General features: G+C 60.3%; 11 protein-coding genes and 1 tRNA gene. 1 reads left to right on the top strand and 11 read right to left on the bottom strand.

All coding sequences use genetic code 11. The features are described from left to right. Window positions 1-182 precede the first annotated feature (182 nt). The 3 genes from M2432_RS26630 to M2432_RS26640 all read right to left on the bottom strand — a co-directional run bounded on the left by M2432_RS26630 (window position 183) and on the right by M2432_RS26640 (window position 2,679). Window positions 183-1,631, bottom strand: a complete 1,449-nt coding sequence (locus M2432_RS26630) for an ADP-ribosylglycohydrolase family protein (RefSeq protein ID WP_280829855.1) — start codon at window positions 1,629-1,631, stop codon at window positions 183-185. A 128-nt stretch (window positions 1,632-1,759) separates the two neighbouring features. Then, window positions 1,760-2,302 (bottom strand): recombinase family protein, encoded by a 543-nt coding sequence (locus tag M2432_RS26635; RefSeq protein ID WP_280829856.1) that lies wholly within the window; start codon window positions 2,300-2,302, stop codon window positions 1,760-1,762. Window positions 2,303-2,502: 200 nt separating this feature from the next. Continuing rightward, entirely contained in the window at window positions 2,503-2,679 is a 177-nt protein-coding gene (locus M2432_RS26640) for a hypothetical protein (protein WP_280829857.1), read from the bottom strand. Between the two features lie 173 nt (window positions 2,680-2,852). Between M2432_RS26640 and M2432_RS26645 the strand changes: the two genes are divergently transcribed. Next, the gene (locus M2432_RS26645; RefSeq protein ID WP_280829858.1) at window positions 2,853-3,908 is read left to right on the top strand and encodes a hypothetical protein; all 1,056 of its coding nucleotides are present in this window, start codon (window positions 2,853-2,855) and stop codon (window positions 3,906-3,908) included. A 53-nt stretch (window positions 3,909-3,961) separates the two neighbouring features. Here M2432_RS26645 and M2432_RS26650 read toward each other — a convergent pair whose 3' ends face one another. From M2432_RS26650 to M2432_RS26685, 8 genes are all read right to left on the bottom strand, one after another. After that, window positions 3,962-7,603: an IPT/TIG domain-containing protein gene (locus M2432_RS26650; RefSeq protein WP_280829859.1), complete on the bottom strand. Its 3,642-nt coding sequence runs from the start codon at window positions 7,601-7,603 to the stop codon at window positions 3,962-3,964. A 54-nt stretch (window positions 7,604-7,657) separates the two neighbouring features. Further along, the gene (locus M2432_RS26655) at window positions 7,658-11,248 is read right to left on the bottom strand and encodes a hypothetical protein (protein ID WP_280829860.1); all 3,591 of its coding nucleotides are present in this window, start codon (window positions 11,246-11,248) and stop codon (window positions 7,658-7,660) included. Between the two features lie 9 nt (window positions 11,249-11,257). Then, window positions 11,258-15,709, bottom strand: coding sequence for a hypothetical protein (locus M2432_RS26660; RefSeq protein ID WP_280829861.1), 4,452 nt, complete (start codon window positions 15,707-15,709; stop codon window positions 11,258-11,260). A gap of 535 nt (window positions 15,710-16,244) precedes the next feature. After that, the gene (locus M2432_RS26665) at window positions 16,245-17,450 is read right to left on the bottom strand and encodes a site-specific integrase (protein ID WP_280829862.1); all 1,206 of its coding nucleotides are present in this window, start codon (window positions 17,448-17,450) and stop codon (window positions 16,245-16,247) included. A gap of 112 nt (window positions 17,451-17,562) precedes the next feature. Beyond that, window positions 17,563-17,639 (bottom strand) — tRNA-Pro (locus M2432_RS26670). A gap of 88 nt (window positions 17,640-17,727) precedes the next feature. Beyond that, window positions 17,728-19,128, bottom strand: a complete 1,401-nt coding sequence (der, locus tag M2432_RS26675; protein ID WP_280829863.1) for a ribosome biogenesis GTPase Der — start codon at window positions 19,126-19,128, stop codon at window positions 17,728-17,730. Continuing rightward, complete coding sequence (gene cmk / locus M2432_RS26680; RefSeq protein ID WP_280829864.1) at window positions 19,125-19,811, bottom strand: (d)CMP kinase; 687 nt, start codon at window positions 19,809-19,811, stop codon at window positions 19,125-19,127. Before cmk ends, der begins: the two co-directional genes overlap by 4 nt. Further along, on the bottom strand, window positions 19,808-20,554 hold the full coding sequence (locus M2432_RS26685; RefSeq protein WP_280829865.1) for a pseudouridine synthase: 747 nt from the start codon (window positions 20,552-20,554) through the stop codon (window positions 19,808-19,810). The genes cmk and M2432_RS26685 overlap by 4 nt, the downstream gene beginning before the upstream one ends. Window position 20,555 lies beyond the last annotated feature (1 nt).

Here is a 20,555-nt window from a genome sequence, read left to right on the forward strand (position 1 = left end):
CCTGGCTCGAGTACTACAACAATCAACGCCGCCACTCAGCCATCGGAGACCAACCTCCGATCAGCCGACTGTCACCAACCTGACCGCCGAGTACATCTAGCGCTTGCTCGGCGCTTGGCGCAGTGGGGTCGGTCATCGCTGTCTCCTACTTCCTCGCAGCGGATTCCACGCCACAGCTGCCTCTACCACGCTGCGTTCTGCCCTGGGTCCAGTCGTAGCAAAGCCTGTCGAAATTCGTCATTCGGCCATGCATACGGCAGCACCTCGACAATGTCACTGAGCGCTTCGTCGATGGTGATGCCGCTGCAGCGTGCGCCATACAGTGCCGCCACAGTAGGCGTTCGGCTTTGGCAGGCCACACAATGCAGCAGCACCGTGCGCCCCTGATTGCGCAGTTGACTGATCAGGCGCACGGTGTCGATCAGCACGAAGTCCAGGTTGGGGTTGGCATCCGGATCGACAACGTCGATCAGCCGAACATCGACCTGCTCGACACCTACGGGCATATCCTCGTCGTTCACCCCGCACAGCGACACCACGGCATCCACGCCCGGTGGAAGGCTCTGCAACGCTGTGACATTGCCCAGCCACACCCCATCGTCATGCGGATGCCGGATCGCGATCATCGGATCAGTGCGATAGCTGAGAGGTTTGTCGGCCTTCACGATTCGGGTCGCCAGGGCCGACAGCTCACGGCTGCGTAGCCCCGGCCACCCGTGCAGCACCCGACGCCACCGCGCCGGGACGGCTGAGGCTCCATAGACAGCGCCGAGCAGCCCACCGGCGATAGCGGCGACGGTGTCGGTGTCCCCACCGCCCCGCACCGCAGCGTCCAGGGCCAGGCGCAGGTGATCGGCACCAAACACCCCGGCTGCCGGATCATCCTGCGGGACGGGTGTTGTCGCGATGGCTGACCACGCCCCCTGCAGTGCCTCGACGACCCAGCCGTTGTTGTGAAAGTCCGAAGGCTGCGCCGTCTCCGCTGCGTCGAGCCGCGCTGTCCACAGGTCTCGTCGGTCTATGTCGATGTGCTGCAGGCCGATTCGCACATCGAGCAGCCCGGTGAGGACGCCGTGACGGATGGCGAGGCACCACAGCACGCAGGCGTCCCCGGCTTCAGGGTCGAAGTGGGTCAGCTCGCTGACCGCTCGGGCCGCCTGTACCAGGGCTGCTTCGTCATCGAGGTAAGCCAGCGCCACGGGTGCGGTGCGCATCAGCGAGCCGTTGCCCGCCGTGCGGCCACTGCGGTGGTGCAGGGCGGCGGACTCTTCTCGTGCCGTCTGCGCGGAGATGCCGCGTCGGCCTGCCTGGCTGAGCACTGAGCGGGTTTGCACGCCAACGTCTTTGGCGTGTTGTGACCATTCATGCCAGCGCCGGGCGAGGGCGTCGAGCGCCTCTTCCTGACGGAAGTCCGCCCCGGTGGCGGCGACCCCGGCAATCGCTATGGCCATGGAGGTGTCGTCGGTCCACTCGCCGGGCTCCCAGCCGAAGGCTCCGCCGCCGACCATGGCGACTTCCAGTTCCGGCCCGCGTGGCAGGCCAAATTCATAGGCCGCCCCGAGGGCGTCACCGGCGGCGGTGCTCAGCAGCACGCCAGTAGCCCGGTCGAGTTGTGCGGTAGTCAAGGTCATGGGCACAGTCTCCTTTCGCCCACCGACGGTGGGCATGGGTGATGGGCCCCCGCCGGGGGTTCGCAGGTCAGCGGTGGGCCCCCGTTGGGGGGGGCAGGCAGTTTCGGCGCTGGGCCCCCGCCGGGGGTCTACGCGGCGTCCTCGGCGAAATACCTGTAGAGGGTGGCTCGGCTCACCCCGAGGTACTTAGCGATGTCTTTGGCGACATGGCCGTCGGTCCTCATCCGCTTGGCAGTCTCGATGTGACCGGCGTCAGCGACCTTCTTGCGCCGCCCGAACGTGGTGCCGTTCGCCAGCGACATCGCCCGCTTCAGGGCGGTGCGTTCTTTAATCAGTTCGCGCTCATATTCGGCCAGTGAGCCGAGCACGCCGATCATCATGCGCCCGGCAGCAGTCGACGAGTCGATACCATCGGTGGTGGAGATCAAGGTGACACCGCGCTCCGTCATGGCTTTGACGGTTTCCAGGATGTGAAGAGTGTTGCGGCCCAGGCGGTCGAGCTTCCAGACCACCACGGTGTCGCCCTCGCGAACGTAATCGAGGAGGGCAGCCAGACCTGGACGGTCATCGCGTGCGCCAGACATGGTGTCGGAGAAAACTTTCGTCACACCAGCAGCCGCCAGAGCCGCCTCTTGCTGCGCCAACGTCTGGCTGACAGTGCTGACCCGCACATAACCTACCCGCGCTCCAACCCCGGTGGGGGCCGATGCAGGCGAATCAGTATGTGTCACAGGGCCATAAACAACACGGGCCCGAAATCTATTCCCGAGACAGTGATTTGAGACAGTCTGGATGAGACGGACATTTGAGACACAGCGACCTGGGGAATCGCTTGGCCGACAGACCGATCCGCACCTGTCGCAAATATGGTCTATTTCGAGACCGCCTTCAACGCCGCTCGCGCCTGGTCGATTTGATCGTATGCATACGTCACCGTCGCGGCGGTGGTCATCGTCTCACCCTTGCGGGCGAGCGATTCGTAGGTCTGGGTCGCCGAGGACATTGCGAAGGTTTCCCGCATGCCGACCTGCGCGGCCTGCCCCGCCACTGATTCCGGTCTTCACCATCGAGGGCTGTACTGTCTCGAATCGCGGGCCAGCTCGTCATCGACCGCGGCGGCGAGTCCGTTGCGGTTTCGGCGGCTTTCGAGACTTTCGTCTACCCCATCCCCGTGCGAGTGCGCTCCAAGTTCGTCGTCTAATAGGGGCGCGTCCAGAGTTCGTGCAGACCGAGACCGTGGATGTCGGGTTGATTCCCGGGCATCGGGCGGCGTTCAATAGAGATGGCATTGGAGTAGCGTGCATCGGGCTGCATGCTCTATGCGGTGTCGGGGTCGAGGCGTACTTCATGGCGGCATCGGGCGGTCCAGAAATCTGGGCGTGTTTCTCCGTCTTCGACCACGTGAAGTCGGGAGCGTTCCTGTCTGAGGCGGTCATGTACGACCGGCTGGTGGTCCCTGTGCCACCGAGGGACGATCCTAATGAGTGGCAACGCTGGATAGACGAGACGTGGGACCCGGCACGGCAGAAGCAGTTGCTAGAGGTCTTGGACCCCATCGTCGAGCAGGTCGAGTGGACCGCTGAACGGCGGTATGCCTGGGAGCAGAGCTACCAAGCTCGCCGGTCATCTGCCGGGGAGTATGTGAAACGTTCGCTCGCAGGAGAGCTGACCGCCATGGGTCTGTTCGATGAGGCGCCCGCGATGGCGCGTCCTGTCGTGGCCACCTCCCCATACATTTCGATAAAGGAGCTGACCGAAGATTTGGGGATCCGGCGTGAGGCCAGCCGCCGCCCGCTGCCCGCATCGACCGTGTCCGCCGTCGTCGGTCGTGAATTGCTCCTTCCTCAAGACAGCTCCCGTACCGAGCTGGAACTTCTCCAGGAGGTCGTCCACGTCCTTACGAAGGAGGACAACTACCGGAATGCGCGATACGCGCTGAACACCCGGCTGCAGAAATTCTGTCGGGGAGGGTTCACCGACCACCAATCGGTGACCGCTGCTGTCACGGAGATCAAGGAAGCGTGCGACGAGCTCGAACGGGCGGTGCGGAAGCGGAAGATCTGGGTAACGAGCCGTCGCCTCTTCTCGTTTGCCCAGATCGTTCTGGGAGCTGCGCTCGCGCCGCTCTCCCCGGTGGCCATCGGATTGGTGGTCGCCGGCCTTGGCCAGTTCACCGCCACCGAGATGCTCTCGGACCCCGAAAAGCCTGAATCGCAGGCGCCCGATCTGGCCATGTTGCTCGACGTCCAGCACGAACTCGACTTGGGATCATTTTAGCCTTGCGCGTGGCCCCGAAATCCCCTGACGAATGCCAATGATTGCACCGCAGATCACGTCGGATCTACGAATGAGTCCCAACCATTCTGAAGTACGGCATCTGGGAGTTGTACGCCTTTGATGGAGTATCGCGGTACGACAGCACCTACATCGTAGGGACGAACCGAAGCACCAAGTAGCGTTCCCGATATCACCGCGCGCCAGAGGTTAATATCGGATGCCGGATCGCCAAGCACGCCACTGGCGGTATTCAGATGTGCTGACCACAGCTGGCATCGAAAGTCACGTATCCACCCGCGGGTTCCGGGTGTCGTGCCCCCAGCACCTCCAGAATCGACGATGGTCGCATCGATCTCGCTGTCGTGGAACCACGATCGACGGCTGGAGTTCACGGAGCCAATGAAGGCGGCCTCGTCGTCTACGATGAGCAACTTCGAATGGACGTAGGCAGTCGGTCCGGTTGTCGAGCCACTACCGAGCCTTTCGAAGACGAGGATCTGGTTCGGGAACGAAGCGACGATCGGCTGGAGAAAAGCGCGACGACGAAAACCTATGTCGGGTGTATCGATCACGCTATCTTCGGCAGCGATGACGACGATGGCGACAAGTCCCGGGTTAGAGGACAGTGCATCGCCGATCGCTGTCTTCATCTTCGGAGAGCCTACAAAGTACTGGTCCTCCATATAAAAGAATTGTCGTGCATTCTTGATTCCATTTGCGAGCGCAGTTGACGCGGTCTGCACTGCAGTAGGAAATGGAAATCCCCTGCCATATGTATGAGTCACCTGCACGACCAGTGGACCCGTATGAGTTGGGACAGCGAGATTGGCTCCTCGCAATGGAGCGCCAAGGTTGGCGGGATGGGGAGTCCAGCGCAGTGTGAAAGTATCCAGCACAAGCAAGGCGCCGGCACCTTCCAATCGGACGGAGATGTCGAATAGTGGGGATCCGGGCTCGGCCAATAGGGGCGGCGGAACGCGGTCGATGTTGGCCTCGATACCGCCGACATATGCGATCAGCTTCCCGCCCGCTCCGGTCGTCGAGAACGGTCCTCGCCCGACAATGACCACCTTCTGGTGATGTGATCCCATCGGCAGGTGTTGGTCGTCGAGAATCGCGGCCGCATCGTTCCCGCTTGCTGCAAGCCCATTGATGAACTCGACGGCAGGGGCGTTTACGGTGCGCGACGAATGCGTCTTCACGTAATCCTTCACATACTGCCAAGCAATTCCCACCGGGCTGCCGATGAGGACGATCGTCGGCGGAGGCGGGACCGGATCACCGGCCCAAAGCATCGCCCGCACTTGCACCTTCCTTGAAGCGCAACTGGCAAGCAAGGAACGCAGCGTTGACGTGGGGTCGCCTGCGACGAGCGGTAGATCCACGTTGCAATGCCAACTCAGGATGTACACGAAGTCGTTTTCCCCATTCGTGCTGGCGATGTCGTCCCGCATCGCCGCGAAGGCGGCTGTACCTCCGATTAATGGGATGGCCTCTGTTCTCGCCGGTACAGGGTTATTAAGCCCTAAGGAGACATCCCCGGGTTGAAAATATCGCTGCAGGTCATTGCGCAACAGCTCGACGAGGGACGGAACGCCCACACTGTTCAATTCAATTCCGTCATTTAAGAAGGGAAAGATCGTTGTGCCCGAGGTGGACGGAAACGCAAATGCGGTTGGGGGGCCTACCGAATTTCCGGCTGCCTCTTGCGCACTCCACAGTTCGAAAACCGCCTGAGGCAAAGGCTGAGGAGCCGCTTCTGGAGTTGCCAAGACAACCCCATCGTCGTGTGGAACGAAGCTCGCTCCGCCGGCACCGATCGGCTGCGGTGGACCGAGCGGCAGTCCAATCATGGAACCGCCTGCAACAGATCCCTCCCATACGTCACGGTTTAGCGCAAAGTCCTGAGCACCGCCGAACACGAAAGCTACTAACGTAAATTCCTGCACAGCGCGGGTGTCATCGAGTTCGAGGGGGTCATTTGTCGGCGAACCGAACGTTCCCTCCAAGCCGCCAGCCGCTACCCATGCTGTTTGCACCGACAACGGCATCGCATACGCGACGGCATGGCCAAGCTCAATGCAGATTCCGTTTTGAAAGTTACACGTGGCGAATCCATCCTCCAGATCCACGCGCGTTCCGATGCGATCCCCGAGGTCAAATCGTGTGCCCGCAACGTCGTTGGCCTTTGCGTCGATCAGTTCGTGTGCGAAATCGTCGTCCAGAGCCCCCATGGTTTCTGGACCAACCACTGGATCGTCCGGTGTGATGCCCTTGCTTGTCTTATAAGCGGTGACCGCGGTATCGGTGTCTGTGCCAAATACTCCGTCGACGCCAACTCCAAAGCCAAGGTCGGACAATGCTTGCTGGATCCGACCCACAGACTCAGGCGGGTCGCCGCTTCCGTCGAAAATCGTATGACCGGACAGGCATGATCCCAGGACATCATCACCGAAAAACCGTGGTGAAATCAGTACTGTTTTTCCTGCGGGCAAATACGTAAAAGCCGATTCGGCCCTCCCAACCAGCGATGTCCCCCCGGGAGCAGTCACCAACACATCGACTGCTCCGTTGCCTGGTGGAGTCCGTCGGACAACAATCTGTGAATCACTGATGAGCTGGAAAGAAACTGGAACTCCGCCGATGGTGACGCTTGAGGCAAGCTGAAATCCGACGCCAGAAATGGCGACCTGGTCTCCCCCGCCGCTTGCTCCCTGGCTTGGGTTGAGTGTAGAGATTTGAGGGATTGGCCAGAATAGCGAGATACCAAGGTCAGCGGCCACATTGTCGATGTCGCTCGCGTAGCCGAACTGACCATCAGGAACTCCGTTATGATCAGTGGTGCCAGCCCACAGCAGACCGACGACCTCAAGGGTGTCTTCTTTGACGACGAGTGATCCAGAATCGCCCGCAGCAGACCACACTAATGACCGTGTACCGTCTACTTGTATCTCGAACTGGTCCTCTAAAAACGCGGTCTGGTTGCCATTTGTCCCCTGCATTTCGCGATGGATACCATTCACGATGCCGTGAGTGAGCCCGGTGGTTTTGCCGCGTTTCATTACGCGGTCGCCCAGCTGTGGTATAGCCGTGCCGTTTACCAGGCCAATATCGACGATTTCAGCGGTCGCTGACCGAGTTATCGTGCAGATAGCAGAATCACTGAAGCCGACGGGTATGCCCGGAGGCAAAGGGTTCGGAGTAGTAGGAAAGCCTGAACGCAGAAGCGTACCGATAACATTCGCGGGGTTAGGCTGCTGCGAACTGGGCAGCTCTGGCTGCTCGATGGGGTCCCCAGGCTGCCCGGTGGAGCCAATGACAAAGATATGTGCGCAACTCAGTCCGCGCAGCTCTCCCGTGCCACTGTCGCGGACAATTCCGCCCAGCGTGCCCGTCGCCGAAAGGCCCGTGTCGCGTGCGACCGAGATACCGCCAAGCAGAGGCTCATAGCGCGCCAGATCGGCTTGCGGTAGGACGTTCCGTTCAATAATGACCACTGGGAATCCAGCTAACGTTTCAGGTATACCCGCGGGAATATTGTTAATATCGGCCACAGACACGCGGATCGCAATATTCTCGGTCGAAGTTCCGTTAACTTCCGTGAAGCCGATGTCAATCCCTGTAACCCCCGCAATGCTTAACAGTTGAGCCCCATTCTCATCAACCGCTGCGATCATTTCCGGTGGGACGTCCATTGTTTTCCTCCTTGATCAGCAAAGCACCCGTACGTCTTCGCAGTCCTTTGCTGGTCAACAAGCTTGCGGCACCGGTGTCAGCGAACTCGTTCGAAGAATGCGCACCTGCCCAAGGTTTTGCCCCATTTCGTCGCGGAGCTGGTCTGCCCGCGGTGGGAGTAACTCAACGGCAAGCACACTCAACGGGGTGTTCGGAGCAAGACTTAACCTGTGCAACGTGGCTTGAATCTGCTCGTCGTTGAACGTCGCGTGACCGAATACATCTCGTGACGGTCGCACCGTCACTTCGGTGTGTTCATCTTCTACGGCCCCGACAGTTTCCGCGTGCCGGTGGTTGATCAGTACATTCCTCCACGACTTACCGTCTACTTGTTTCACTTGGGCGTACAACATTATCCAGATGCGCGTGCGTGGCTTCCCTTCTTGTGGGTCAACCAGCGACTTGCCGTTCAGCAATACTGGTGTCGCAAACGGAGCTACGACCTTCACTTTCCCGAACCTATGCGACGGATAGCAGACCAGGGTTGGCGCCGGATGCTGGACGCCAGTGACTCGTAGCGGCCGTCCGAATCTTGCGCGCGCTGTAGACCACAATCCCGCCACCGGCCGGTCAAAAATGCTGCGGTGTCCTATGCGAAATTCGTAGGTCCAGAAACCGAATAATTCGAGATCCTCCTCGGAGATTCCCGGAGGCAAGGGCAACATGTAGTGGACGTCAGAGGTTGGTGACTTGATTAACTCGACCATCGCACTTAGCCCAGCATTGTCGTGCGAGCTGAGGGGAGTGATCACGCGAATCTGCTCGGGATCAATCGGCAGATCAGGTTCGTCCGGATTTGCGAGATCGTACCCCAAGCCTCTGACCATTAAAGGGTCGGCGCCATAAGCAAGCACGCGTGCGAAAATCGTGTCGTGCTGATCCGCCACTGGTTCGGTAAACTCGAGCCAGAGCGCGCGTCTCCTCGGGCCGGTTGCAGCATAGTTTGCCTCAATGGTGTATGGCGAAAGGGCAATCCCCGCCGAGGCGAGTTTGGGCGTCTGTCGGGGCGGCACCGTAACCGGTAGCACGATCTCTAAGTTTTGCACTAAATTCGCAGCCGAAGGTGAACCCCTCAGCAACGGCGTGAACTGCCATTTTGGCGCTTGGTTGACGGAAAAACCATACGTTCTGGGAGTCGCATCAACGGCATCGAAGAAGATCAGATGAGTACGCTCGCGCACGGTCGGGTCTGCTAGCGGACCAGTATCGATGCCGTTCCCGATGGCGATCTGGCTGAGGGTCGGACGCACTTCCAGGGTTCCGACTAACTTGCCGTCGCGTGCTACTTCCACTCCGTAATCCGCCAGACCATCCCAGGTCCAGTCCCGATCTATGTCGAATTCGGCCACGACAATCCACTTATTCAGTAGCTCGCCCTCAGCAGCGAACGTAATGGTCGATTTGTCGGGCGCCAAATCATGGCGTAGTGCCTTCGAACATCCAAAAACGGTTCGCGTTCCCGACTGTCCCTTGAAGGTGAGTTCGTTCACGTCGAGCCGCAACTCCTGCGCCAGATTCAGCGTCAGGTTGTTTTGCGGCTGCAGAAGAATTGCACGAATCTGGTCAGGCGGCTGATTCCCAGGGGTGCCCAACAGGTTGCCTTCGTTTGTAGCCTCAGCTCGCGTGGTGAAGGTGCTCGTCATACCGAAGCGGGTCGTATCATCATTCCAATAATTGTCAGCGGCCCTGCCGAGCGGGGTTATCACGATGCGAATATCCCGCGCTCGTGGCAGCGGTAATTTGCCCTTGAGGTCCGGCTTTATCGTCGCCAGCTTGGAGATGTGCGGAATGTCCTGATAGTCGAACTCGACGGTCACGGGCGCGTCACCACCCACGGGATCTTCCACGGGATAGGGGTTGAACGAGCGTTCGACAAAATAGACGTGCCGCCACGGACCATCGAGGTCCCCAGGGTTGCCGACGTCGTGGGCCGGTGTACGTACTTCGACAGCCAACTGAAACTTGTCTACATCCGGATCAGGAACCCCCAAAATTTTGATGGTGCCGGGAGGCGGAATCTGTGCGATGAGCTTCTTCACGACTGCTTCGTCGGTTATGCCGGCGAATTGAAATTCCGGATACCCGAAGATCGGCCGGGCAAAGCTCAAGCTGTCGATTGGCTCAGGCGCATTTGCTCGGTTCGTCGGAAAGGTAACCGACTTGGGCAGAAGGTAGCGTCGAAACGCACATGTGGCAGACAGAGCCGGACCCGGGTTGACGGTACTTAAGCCTGGATCTGGAGTTCCGCCAGTCAGATCGAGCAGCCTGGTTCGGAACTCGTAATCGTGGCCATAGAGTAACTGAACAGGGGGCAGTTCCGGTGTCACTGCTGGCGGCGTTGTCGGGGCTGCACCCCCACCAAGCTGATACGCATCGAGGTCGTTGACGATCAGCGATTTCCCGCGCCATTGCGCGAAGTAGCGCGGCAACCACGATGTGACATCGCCGGCGACAGCCGAGCGAACCGGGACCGGTTCCACACCGTAGTCACGTTTGACATTTGCCGTAAACGCACCGTAGGTGATCGTGGCCGAACCTTGACATAGAGAATGCCAATTCGCGTCGCCCGTCTCACGCACATCGACACAGTAACCAAGAGCACCGAGCGGACTTTCGATGGCGTCCGGGACCGATGTTTGGGTGGAGAGGGCCGTCTTCAATGAGCGGTTGTACCAGATCGTAACCTGCTCGTCGTCCCAGCCGATTTGAATTCCGGCGTCCGTGCCGGGTTTTACTTGGTTGCGATCTTCAATCGCAGCGTCGGTCGAGACTGGCTGGTGCACATGTACAATTTTCGCGAAGCCGTCGTCATAGGTTTCCGCTTCGATCTGCACATCGTCGTACTCGCTTTCATTCGGAATCGCATCAACCACCGGAAACAGGCTTGCGGCGAACAGAGGGCGCGCTGAGCCGGCAAGCGCGGGTAAGCGTGCGGCGTAGCTTTTCAACGTGTCCGTTGGCGCGTTGGCGTAAGGATTGGCCGGGTTGCTCGAGTCCACACGAAAGTAAATCCAACTTCCGTTTTTCACGGCGCCAGGATCCAGCGGCAGAGTTAATGGGTAGAGCAGACCTAGTTCCTGCGCGAATCGGGGTTGGCGCAGCGCAAACGAGATGAATTTGCCCCACGACCATGTTTGAGGCGGAGGCGGCGTTTTGGGATTGCCCGGATCCTTTGCGCGCAAAGTGCAGCCAAAGTCTTCCGCTGGGTTTGCAAAAGGTGTCCGTGACTGCTCGAATGGAAAGGCGCTCGTGTAGCTATCGGGCAGCGACTTGAGAATACGAACGCCAGCTAGACTGTTTAGTGGCGGTGAGGTTGGGCCTTGGTCCTTCTGAAATTTCTGAAAAAGCGACAGCGCGTCTGCAGGAGGAGTTACTACTAGCGGAGTTGTCTGAGTATTGGGAGACGAAGGCGCCGGCAGAGCGTCGAGGCCGATAACCAAAACGGTTTCCAGGTGTAGTGCCGTGCCCGCGAACATCGGTTGCGCCGGAGTCAGCGGTGCCAGAGGGTCGGCATTTGGAAGCAGCAACAGATTCACCTGCAGTGAATTCGGTTTCCACATTTGCGGAAACGCCAGAAAGCTGAGTCGCACATCTGTTAATGTCATAGGTCCTCTCTAAACAGGCAGGATTCCAGGTGCCTGGAAGGTTTCGGAGAACCCCCATGTCCCATCAAAATCCACACTCACTAGCCAACAGACACTTAGGTGGATGCCCACGCTGACGCCCGCATACAGTGTCAAAGCATCAGGAATTGGGAGCTTGTCCGGAGTGATTCCTAATGCCGCGCTCAATGTGATCGAAGCGCTCGCGAGACCATCCAGAACATCTACGCTGGCTTGCCCCGTGAGGATCGCCTTGATCTGAAATGGGGAGACTTCGTTGTTGATCTGGATTGCGATTACGACCGACGCCGACCCTGAAGCGATCGCGACGTCAATCGAGAGACCGACGCCCAAGCCAGCTTCGATCAAAACAGCGAGATCTCCGTTGAGAACGCCAACCTGCACTACACCTGTTCCCGATAAAGGACTCACTAGCCAGTGGAATGGTTTTTGTTCGCTACCAATTCCCGCTGTGAACTGAAGCGATTGCGGCGAAAGCTGAATGGCAGCACCAAGTATCAGGGCGACGTCAGTCACGTACCCGAAGCCTAGCGGCAGTTCGGGCAAAGCGAACGTATCCTGAATCGTCAACCGACCCTGGGAAAAGTTCACTTGAAGCTGAGAGAAGGGGGCCCCCGGCAGGAAACTGGCGAGCTGCTCCAATTTGCTGAAGACCTGCTGAACAAGACTCAGAGCCCCGCCATACTGGACGTCAAGCGATGTCAGCGTCGGAGCAGAATTGGAGTTGGCTTTCGCGCCGCCAACCAGGCGGAGGATTGGGTCGTTCTGGTCACCGAAGGGAGTTACCAGGATCAGATTGATCGGGTCCAGTGACATCGACCAAGCAGGATTCGCACGAGGTGTGATGTTCACGTCGAGAGTGGACGGAATCGGAGCTGCGCGGTTTCCAGTGGCAGGATCAATCTTCCCCCCGTCCGAGTAGTCGAGCAAAACCTTTACCGGACCGAAATCCACGAGTGGTTTCGGCGGCTGCCCTGTTATTTGGAACGGAGCGGGGTTGAAAGAAATGTCCGAACCCGAAACACCCAAAGACGGAATATTGTTGAAGGGCAAAGCTGCGCCGAGGTCGGGAAATAGGCCCGTGGCGTTCAGTAGGGCGCCAACATCAGCGAAATGCGGCACCGCGGGTAGATTGAAGTTCGCGGGTGCAGCTTGGTCAATAAAAGGTCGGGCAAAGAACATTTTCTGCGTTCCAGACGCTTGCACCAGGCCGTAGGCAATATTCGGCGCAGTTATTTGTGCAATATCTGTGGGATCAGCGAAGTGCCATTTGGAGGGATCCAGATTTTCGTTTTTGATTAGCGGCAGGTGAAATTTCGGATCCAGAGCCTCGGGCAGGCCGGCTCCAACCTGCTTGGCGATCGTCCAAGCGCCTTCCTTCGGCAGAGCAAGGGAGCCGCGGAGGGCTGCGACAAGCTCCGCATTCGGGCCAGTCTTATTAATACTCGCGTCCATGGAGACTGCGGTCATCTGCGGCCCGGCGGGGCCTCCGACGTTACCAATACATTGGACGGGACCACCCACAGGACCAGTCTTTTTGAGCAGCTCGGCAAGCTGCTGCCGGGACGCGCCGTCGCCAGGGGTGAGCTGGACATAACCACCGACATCGCGACTGGGGACTAGTTGGCGGCCCGCTTCAACGTGTGCTCCATTGATGATGTGAAAAGCGCTATCGATCACCACGTCGGCATCAAACAGAACCTGCTGGTATTGGAGTCCAAATGCGGTAATGAGCCCACCAGTCACCTCCCGGATGTTGCGGATATTGGTGACGCCGAGTACTGCGCCCGGGTGGACGTGACCCGCATAGTCCGACTGCTCTTTCGACGGGAATACGAACATTCCGTCTGACGAAGGTTGCCACCCGCTATCCGCTCGCTGTATCCAGCCTGCGCCCTGGCGCTCAATTGTGATCGTGCGTACTACCCTGGCAACCCACGGGTAGAGATTGCTCTGCGCCTTTACGACTTCGTAAGCGGTGCGTCCAACCAGCACATCGAACTGGGCCTTGACGATGCCCACTTCGGTTTTGGAATCTTTCCACTCGCTGAACATGCTTGCGCCATAGCCTGAGAAATCTATGCGTTTGACCGGAACTCGCGGAGGGGGTGGTGGCTGCATGTTAATCGTGCCAGTCAGGAACTCATCGTTGAATGTGATCGCTACATCATTACTAAGGACGGCCGTTCCATAGGGGTTTGTGGCCTCGCACGTGCCTGGTAGCGAAGCGTCCTCGACTTCTGGATTGGGTGGGGCGAGAGTGACTTGTAAACCTCCAGATAGATCTTGGAACGCAGGTTGGGTCAGTTGGAACGTTCCCCCTCCCTGCGGGAACTGCGCCGCTTGAACGTTGGCCACTAGCCCGAATGGAAGAGTGAAGCCCGCTTTGAAACTTGCCCCCCCGGCAACCTCATCAACGAGAAAGCGGAGCGCTGCGCCTGGTTCGACGCGCACCAGATCGACTGTTTCAACGGCGAACGTGCTCGGGCCTCCGTCGTTCTCTGAGTGCAAGCCCGCTACTGGCGGATCGGATTTCATCGGCTCCCAAGAGATCTGCGGAACGGTGAACACTGCTACCTGTGAACCGGGAAGAGTCAGAGCCATCTCGTCGATGGCAATGCTTACGTTGCTTACGTTGCGACCTGGAAGGAACTCAACACCAAAGAAATCTGCATTCGTTGAGAGATCCAGAAGCGAAAGCGTTGGCCGCCCCGCAACGAGAAGGCGTCCTTGTGATGGATTCGAAACGGCGAGATCGAAAGCTAGATTCGGATTCTCGGGAGTTGTCCACTCGACGGCAGCTATCAAGGTACCAATCGGGGTCTTGACCGAAATAGAAAAGTCCGATGCTGCGAAATTACTTGCATAGGGGTCGGGCAGCGTAGGCAGCAACCCACGGAAGCCGAATTCCAATCCCACAAAGCCGCGTCGTACCAAGCTCAAGTCTTCAGGATCTAGCTCGCCGAACACGGCCATCGCAGAGGGTCGGTCTACCACCATCAGGGCATTCTCGAGTGCGGTCGCAATTGCTTCTTGCGGCTGAGTATTGAGGAGCGTACCGATGAAGATGCCGAATTGCGCGGTGGTTTGATAGATGAGCAGAACGCCGTCCGGTATCTTCAATGCAAAGCGCGAGCCGTCGGCTCGCACAGGCCGATCAAGGTGGGCGACCGCTGCCCCGTTCACCGCGAACCATTCAATGCCAGGCTGACAAAGATAAAACGAGCTAAACGGGCCGGCTGCTGCGAAATCGACTGTGGAGGTTCCCCAGAGATCGATTGTTTGGATCACCCGGATACCCGTTCCATTTCCGAGAGCGATGATCTGACCCGGGCTCAAGTGCAGCAGGGTCTGATTCAGAAGGGCTGGTTGCGATAATCCTGCCCATTGTTGCGCTAGACCCGCACCGATGGTCAGGATCAACGCCCCCGCCCCAGCGGCTTCACCGAGGTTCGACGGGGGCGTGACGACAACCGGCAAAACCCAAGACACAGCCTGGATGGGTCCGCTCCCGGACAGGACGAGCAACTTCGATTTCGCTGCGCCAACCTGAAACTGATTGGGTAAAAAATTCAGTGGGATAGCGATTTCATTTGTGGTGTCTTCGAATGCAGGGGCTGCGCCCGCCCAATGAAACTGTATAGCTTGTCCATAAACGCTCACCTGTGAATCGGTTAGTGCTGTCAGCTTGGCACCCGCAGGATCGAACTCGATCGTAACGGAAGCAGGGAGAACGACAGCCGCGGTGTCCGCATCCGCTCCCGGCCCGGACACAACCGGGGGTGAAGCGGGTATGTCTAGATCAACTGTCAGAGCCGCAATTGTTGTGAGCGAAAGATTCAAGCCTCCGCCTACTCGCGTCGCATCTTGAGTGAGCGTTAACGAACCGCCCTTGATGCGGAACCCCGTAAACGAATTGTTCGGGCTGTTCGCGGCTAGCAATTTGGCCGGGAACCACACGCTGCCTGCCTTGAGCATAATTTTTCGGGGCGTGGAGTGCGTGGGGTCGACGGGAAATAGTCCCAGAGGTGTTGAATGGCGTGTAACCGGTGTGAGTTGAATTAAGTTAAACGCATCGATCCAGATCGGGTTACCGAGTGGGGTAAGAAAGGGACCGGCAGAGTCGGTTAGGGCGATTCCACGCGCCCATTCCGGTACAGAGGGGTGCAAGCTCGTTGCGCTGGGCACCGTACGGAGGAGCGCGCGCACGGCCGTGGTCGGCTTTGGTCCCGATAAATGCCGGAAGCCCTTGGCTTGGTCGGCGACCTGCGGATTCGCGCCAAGCGTAACCGTGCCACGGATGGACGCAGCGGTTTGCCCCGACCGAAGGGCCTGCGCTAGCAGAACCCTCCCACGCTCCAGGTCCGCCGCTGCGCTTCCCTCAGCGGGTCGGAGCGTTCCGCTGAGTTGAGCAATCGATGTCGCTAAAGTTGCTTGATCCATTACGACTCCCGGCTCGGGTTTCATAATCACTTTGGCGGTGTGGTTCGCGCAATGGGGCGGTCCGCTCAGCGGACCGGCGGCCCGAGGCCTGGCCAGCCCCGTGATATGCGTTTAATTGCCGTGAGACTCGAATAGGCACCGAACGGTGAGGTATCGGCCCTGATATGTCTTGCCAGCAACTAGCCTCTGGCCTAGGACAAGATCTAAAGATAGCCGGTTGAACACCTCCACGAGGGCCCGTCGCCGTTCACGGTGATTCGAAACAGAGTTTTGAGAGCCTCGTATCTCGTCTGTTCCGAGACGGTTGGGGCCAGGCTCTCGGATCCGCGGGCGGGCACGGCGGAGTGGCGCAGCCTGTGCAGGGCAGTCTGGTCGCTGTTGTGGTCAATCATTTTCTGCTCTTTAGCGTTTCGTTGTGTTGTTGCTTCCCTGGAAACTTGGGTCTTTCCGCCGGGATACGGGAAGCTGTGGGTGCGGCCACCTCGCCATCGAGGAGCACGCAATGAGCGGCGGATTGTACGAGCCCTATGAGGAATTAGGCACCCTCAAGAAGTTGACCGCCCTGCAGGTCGGCGACGTGATCATCGACAAGTGGGCCGACGGCGCGGAGCACCGAATCACCGCGCTGTACCCCGCCGCCGACGAAGAAGGTCGCGAATTCGTCCTCATTGTGACCGACACCTACTCGAAGGGCCGCCTGCGTCCCGGTCTCCAACCAGGCGGTCCCAGCAGCGTGCCGCAGCGAGTGCACACCGACGCCTTTTACTCCCGCCCTGGCCGCCGCCGCTTCCACCTCGCGCAGCAGGTTGCGAGGCTCAACAGGACGGCCTGCCTCAGTGCAAAAGACCAAGCCGTGCTCTTCCCATACGTTGGCCGCCCTGAGGCGTTCCTCGGCCTGTCGGCGCTTGTGCTTCTTCAGCATCGCCACGACGGCCGGGGACAACGGCACCGTGCGCCGTGAGCGCTCCGTTTTCGGCGTCGATGTGACCAACCTCTTCCCCACCCGGGCGGTGGTGGCAGCGACCCTCAACGTCCCCGCGTCAAGGTCTATGTGTTCCCAGCGCAATGCCACCGCTTCGCCCCGCCGCAACCCCGTGGCCGCTATCAGGACCAGGGCGGAGTGGTAACGCATTCCCTGTGCCGCGTAAAGAACTTTGGCGGCATCCGCAGCGGACAGGTGCTTAGTCTCCTGCCTCTCGATCCCAGGCCGCTTTACCGCGGCTGCGGGATTCCTGGCCAGCAACCCGTCGCGAACAGCTCCGTCGAGCGCTAGCCGCAGTACCCCAAAAGTGCTCCGGATCGTCGAGTCAGACAGTGCCCGCATTTCATCGTCGCCGCGGGTCTTGACTCGTCCCTTCATCGCTAGGATCAGCGCCTCCACATCAGACGGCCGGAGCTTGTCGAGGGTGATCGACCCGAACGGCGCGGGCTCCAGATGCTTGCGGGCGAGATCGGTGTACTGCGCCTTGGTGGACTCGGCTCGGCTGGAGGCTGCCAGCGTCGTGGCACGCCAGTGCGCCAGCCACGACGCAACCGACTGCTTGGCATCCGCCACGGGGGCACCGTCGTCGATGCGCTTGCGGGCCTCTTTCAGCTTGGCCCGGACGTCGGCAGCTGTCGGCCCGTAGAAGGACCGTCGCTTGCGCTGGCCGGTATCCGGGTCGACGTGGGTAATCCTCGCCTCCCAGGTTCCATTTGCACGCCGGTAAACGTTGCCCTCACCGTTGGCCCGCTTCCCCATGTGCAGCACAGTACGCCTTCGGTTGGCGTACCGGTTGGCGTACGGCGGGTCATTGGCGTAGGAAAAGGCGGCTCCGGATTCCTCCGAAACCGCCTCTGACCTGCAGTTTGTCTGGTCGGGCTGACAGGATTTGAACCTGCGACCACTTGACCCCCAGTCAAGTGCGCTACCAAGCTGCGCCACAGCCCGCGGCGCTACCGGAACAACCGGCAACGGATCGAAAGCCTACCTCAGACCCACCGCCGGACCCTAAACGGGCCCGGCGGCGCGCCCAAGCTCACTTCTTCGGCCCGCGCTTCTCCCGCACCCGCACATTGATCTTGATCGGGCTACCCTCGAAACCGAACTCCTCGCGCAGTCGGCGCTCCAGAAAGCGCCGGTAGCCGGCCTCCAAGAACCCGGTGGTGAACAGCACAAAGGTCGGCGGCCGCGATGCCGCCTGAGTGGCGAACAGAATGCGGGGCTGCTTGCCGCCGCGCACCGGCGGCGGGGTCGCCGCGACGATCTCCTTCAAGAAGGTATTCAGCCGCCCGGTCGAGATGCGGGTGTCCCAGGACGCCAGCGAGGTTTCCAGCGCCGGCACCAATTTCTGCACGGCCCGACCGGTTTTCGCCGAGATGTTGACGCGCGGCGCCCACTGCACCTGCACCAGCTCGCGCTCGATCTCCTTGTCCAGCAAGTAGCGCCGGTCCTCGTCGACCAGGTCCCACTTGTTGAAGGCGATGACCAGAGCCCGTCCGGCCTCGATCACCATGGTCAGCACTCGCAGGTCCTGCTCGGTGAGGGGCTGCGAGGCATCGATCAGCATGATCGCCACCTCGGCAGCGTCGATCGCGCCGTGCGTGCGCACCGAGGCGTAGAACTCATGCCCGCTGGCCTGGCCAACCTTGCGGCGCAGACCCGCAGTGTCGACGAAACGCCAAGTCTTGCCTTCCAATTCGATCAACGAGTCGACCGGGTCCACGGTGGTACCGGCCACATCGTGCACCACGGAGCGTTCGTCACCGGACAGTTTGTTCAGCAGCGAGCTCTTACCGACGTTTGGCTTGCCCACCAACGCAACTCGGCGCGGGCCGCCACTGCCGCCCGACATCTCCGACACTTCCGGCAGCTTCTCCAACACCGAGTCGAGCAGGTCTGCCACTCCGCGGCCGTGCATAGCGCTGATCGAGTGCGGCTGCCCCAGCCCCAGTGACCACAGGGCAGCGGCTTCGGCCTCGACCCTGTCGTTGTCAACCTTGTTGGCCGCCAAGAAGACTGGTTTACCCGACCGCTGCAGGCGCTTTGCTGCGGCCTCGTCGGCCGAGGTCGCTCCGACCACCGCGTCGACAACCAGGATGATGGCGTCGGCGGTCCGCATGGCCACAGTCGCCTGCTCGGCCACCAGCATCTGGAGGCCCTTGGCGTCAGGTTCCCAACCGCCGGTGTCCTGCACGACGAATCGACGTCCTACCCATTGGGCGTCGTAGGACACCCGGTCCCGTGTTACGCCGGGGACGTCCTGCACCACCGCTTCGCGACGGCCCAGGATACGGTTCACCAGAGTCGATTTGCCGACGTTGGGTCGACCGACCACCGCGACCACCGGTGGCGGCGCAACAGACTCCTCAGCCTCGGCCTCGAACCCTTCCGAGCCAAGCTCCCAATCACTTTCGTCGAACCACGTTCCGTCGCTCATTGGCGTACCCCTGCCTTTTGCCGCACCAGTTCCAGCAGGTGCGCCACCACACCGGATTCGGTCATGTCACTGGAATCGACCACGACCGCATCGTCGGCAGCGTGCAGCGGGGAAACCGCCCGAGTGGAGTCCAGATGGTCACGACGCTGGACGTCCGCCAGCACCGATTCGTAGTTGTCGCCCAGCCCATTTGCGATGTTCTGCGCATTACGGCGCCGAGCCCGCTCCTCGGCCGTGGCCGTCAGAAAGATCTTCAGGTCAGCATGCGGAAGCACTACCGTGCCGATGTCTCGGCCCTCGACCACCACCGAGCCCGCCTTGGCGATCAGTTCACGCTGGCGCTGCACCAGCAATGTGCGTACCGCCGGCACCGCGGAGACCGCCGACACCGCCGCCGTGACCGCGTCACCGCGAATCTCGTCCGAAACATCTTCTCCGGCAAGGTAAGCATGGTCGTAATCCGGATCGAAGCTCACCGAGAACTCGGTCTGCTCCGCCACTGCAGCAATAGCGTCCGGACGGCTCAGGTCAACGCCGTCCCGTAAAGCGGCCAGCGTCACGATCCGGTACATCGAACCGGTGTTGATGTGATTCGCGCCCAGTCCGTGCGCCAAACCCCTTGACGCCGAAGACTTTCCGGTACCGGCCGGTCCGTCGATAGCAATTACCAGCGCACCGTTCACAGCCCCACCGCCTGATACAGCTCGCCGATTTCCTTACGGGTCAACGCCCGCAGGCTGCTCACCCGCTGTTCCCCCAGCGCCACCGAGCCGATGTGGGTCCGCACCAGTTCCTTCACTGGGAACCCAGCCTCGGCCAACAACCGTCGCACGATGTGCTTGCGGCCCTCGTGCAAAACCACGCGCACCAGTGTCTTGCCGGCCACGGCGTCCACCACCGCAAAATCATCGACCCGTGCGGGCCCGTCCTCCAGTTCGACCCCGTCGCGCAATTTCTTACCGAGTCCGCGCGGCACGGTCCCCTGCACGGTGGCCAGGTAGGTCTTGGATATCTCATACGACGGATGCATCAGCCGGTGCGCCAACTCGCCGTCGTTGGTCAGCAGGATTAGCCCCTCGGTATCGGCATCGAGCCTGCCCACATGGAACAGTTTCTTGTTTCCCCGCACCCGGTGTTCCACCAGATCGCCGATACAGGGCCGGCCCATGTCATCAGACATGGTGGAGTGCATGCCTTTTGGCTTGTTCAGCGCCAGATACACCAGATCGTCGTCCACCAGCACCCGGGTGCCATCCACCCGGACCACCTGCGAGTCGGGGTGCACCCGCGTACCGAGCTCGGTGACAATCTGACCGTCGACCTCCACCCGGCCGTCCAAAATCATCCGTTCGGCTACCCGCCGCGAGGCAATTCCCGCCTGCGACAACACTTTCTGCAGTCGCACGCCTTCTTCATTGGCTACCATG

It is taken from the genome of Mycobacterium sp. OTB74 (assembly GCF_029892685.1).
GTDB lineage: Bacteria > Actinomycetota > Actinomycetes > Mycobacteriales > Mycobacteriaceae > Mycobacterium.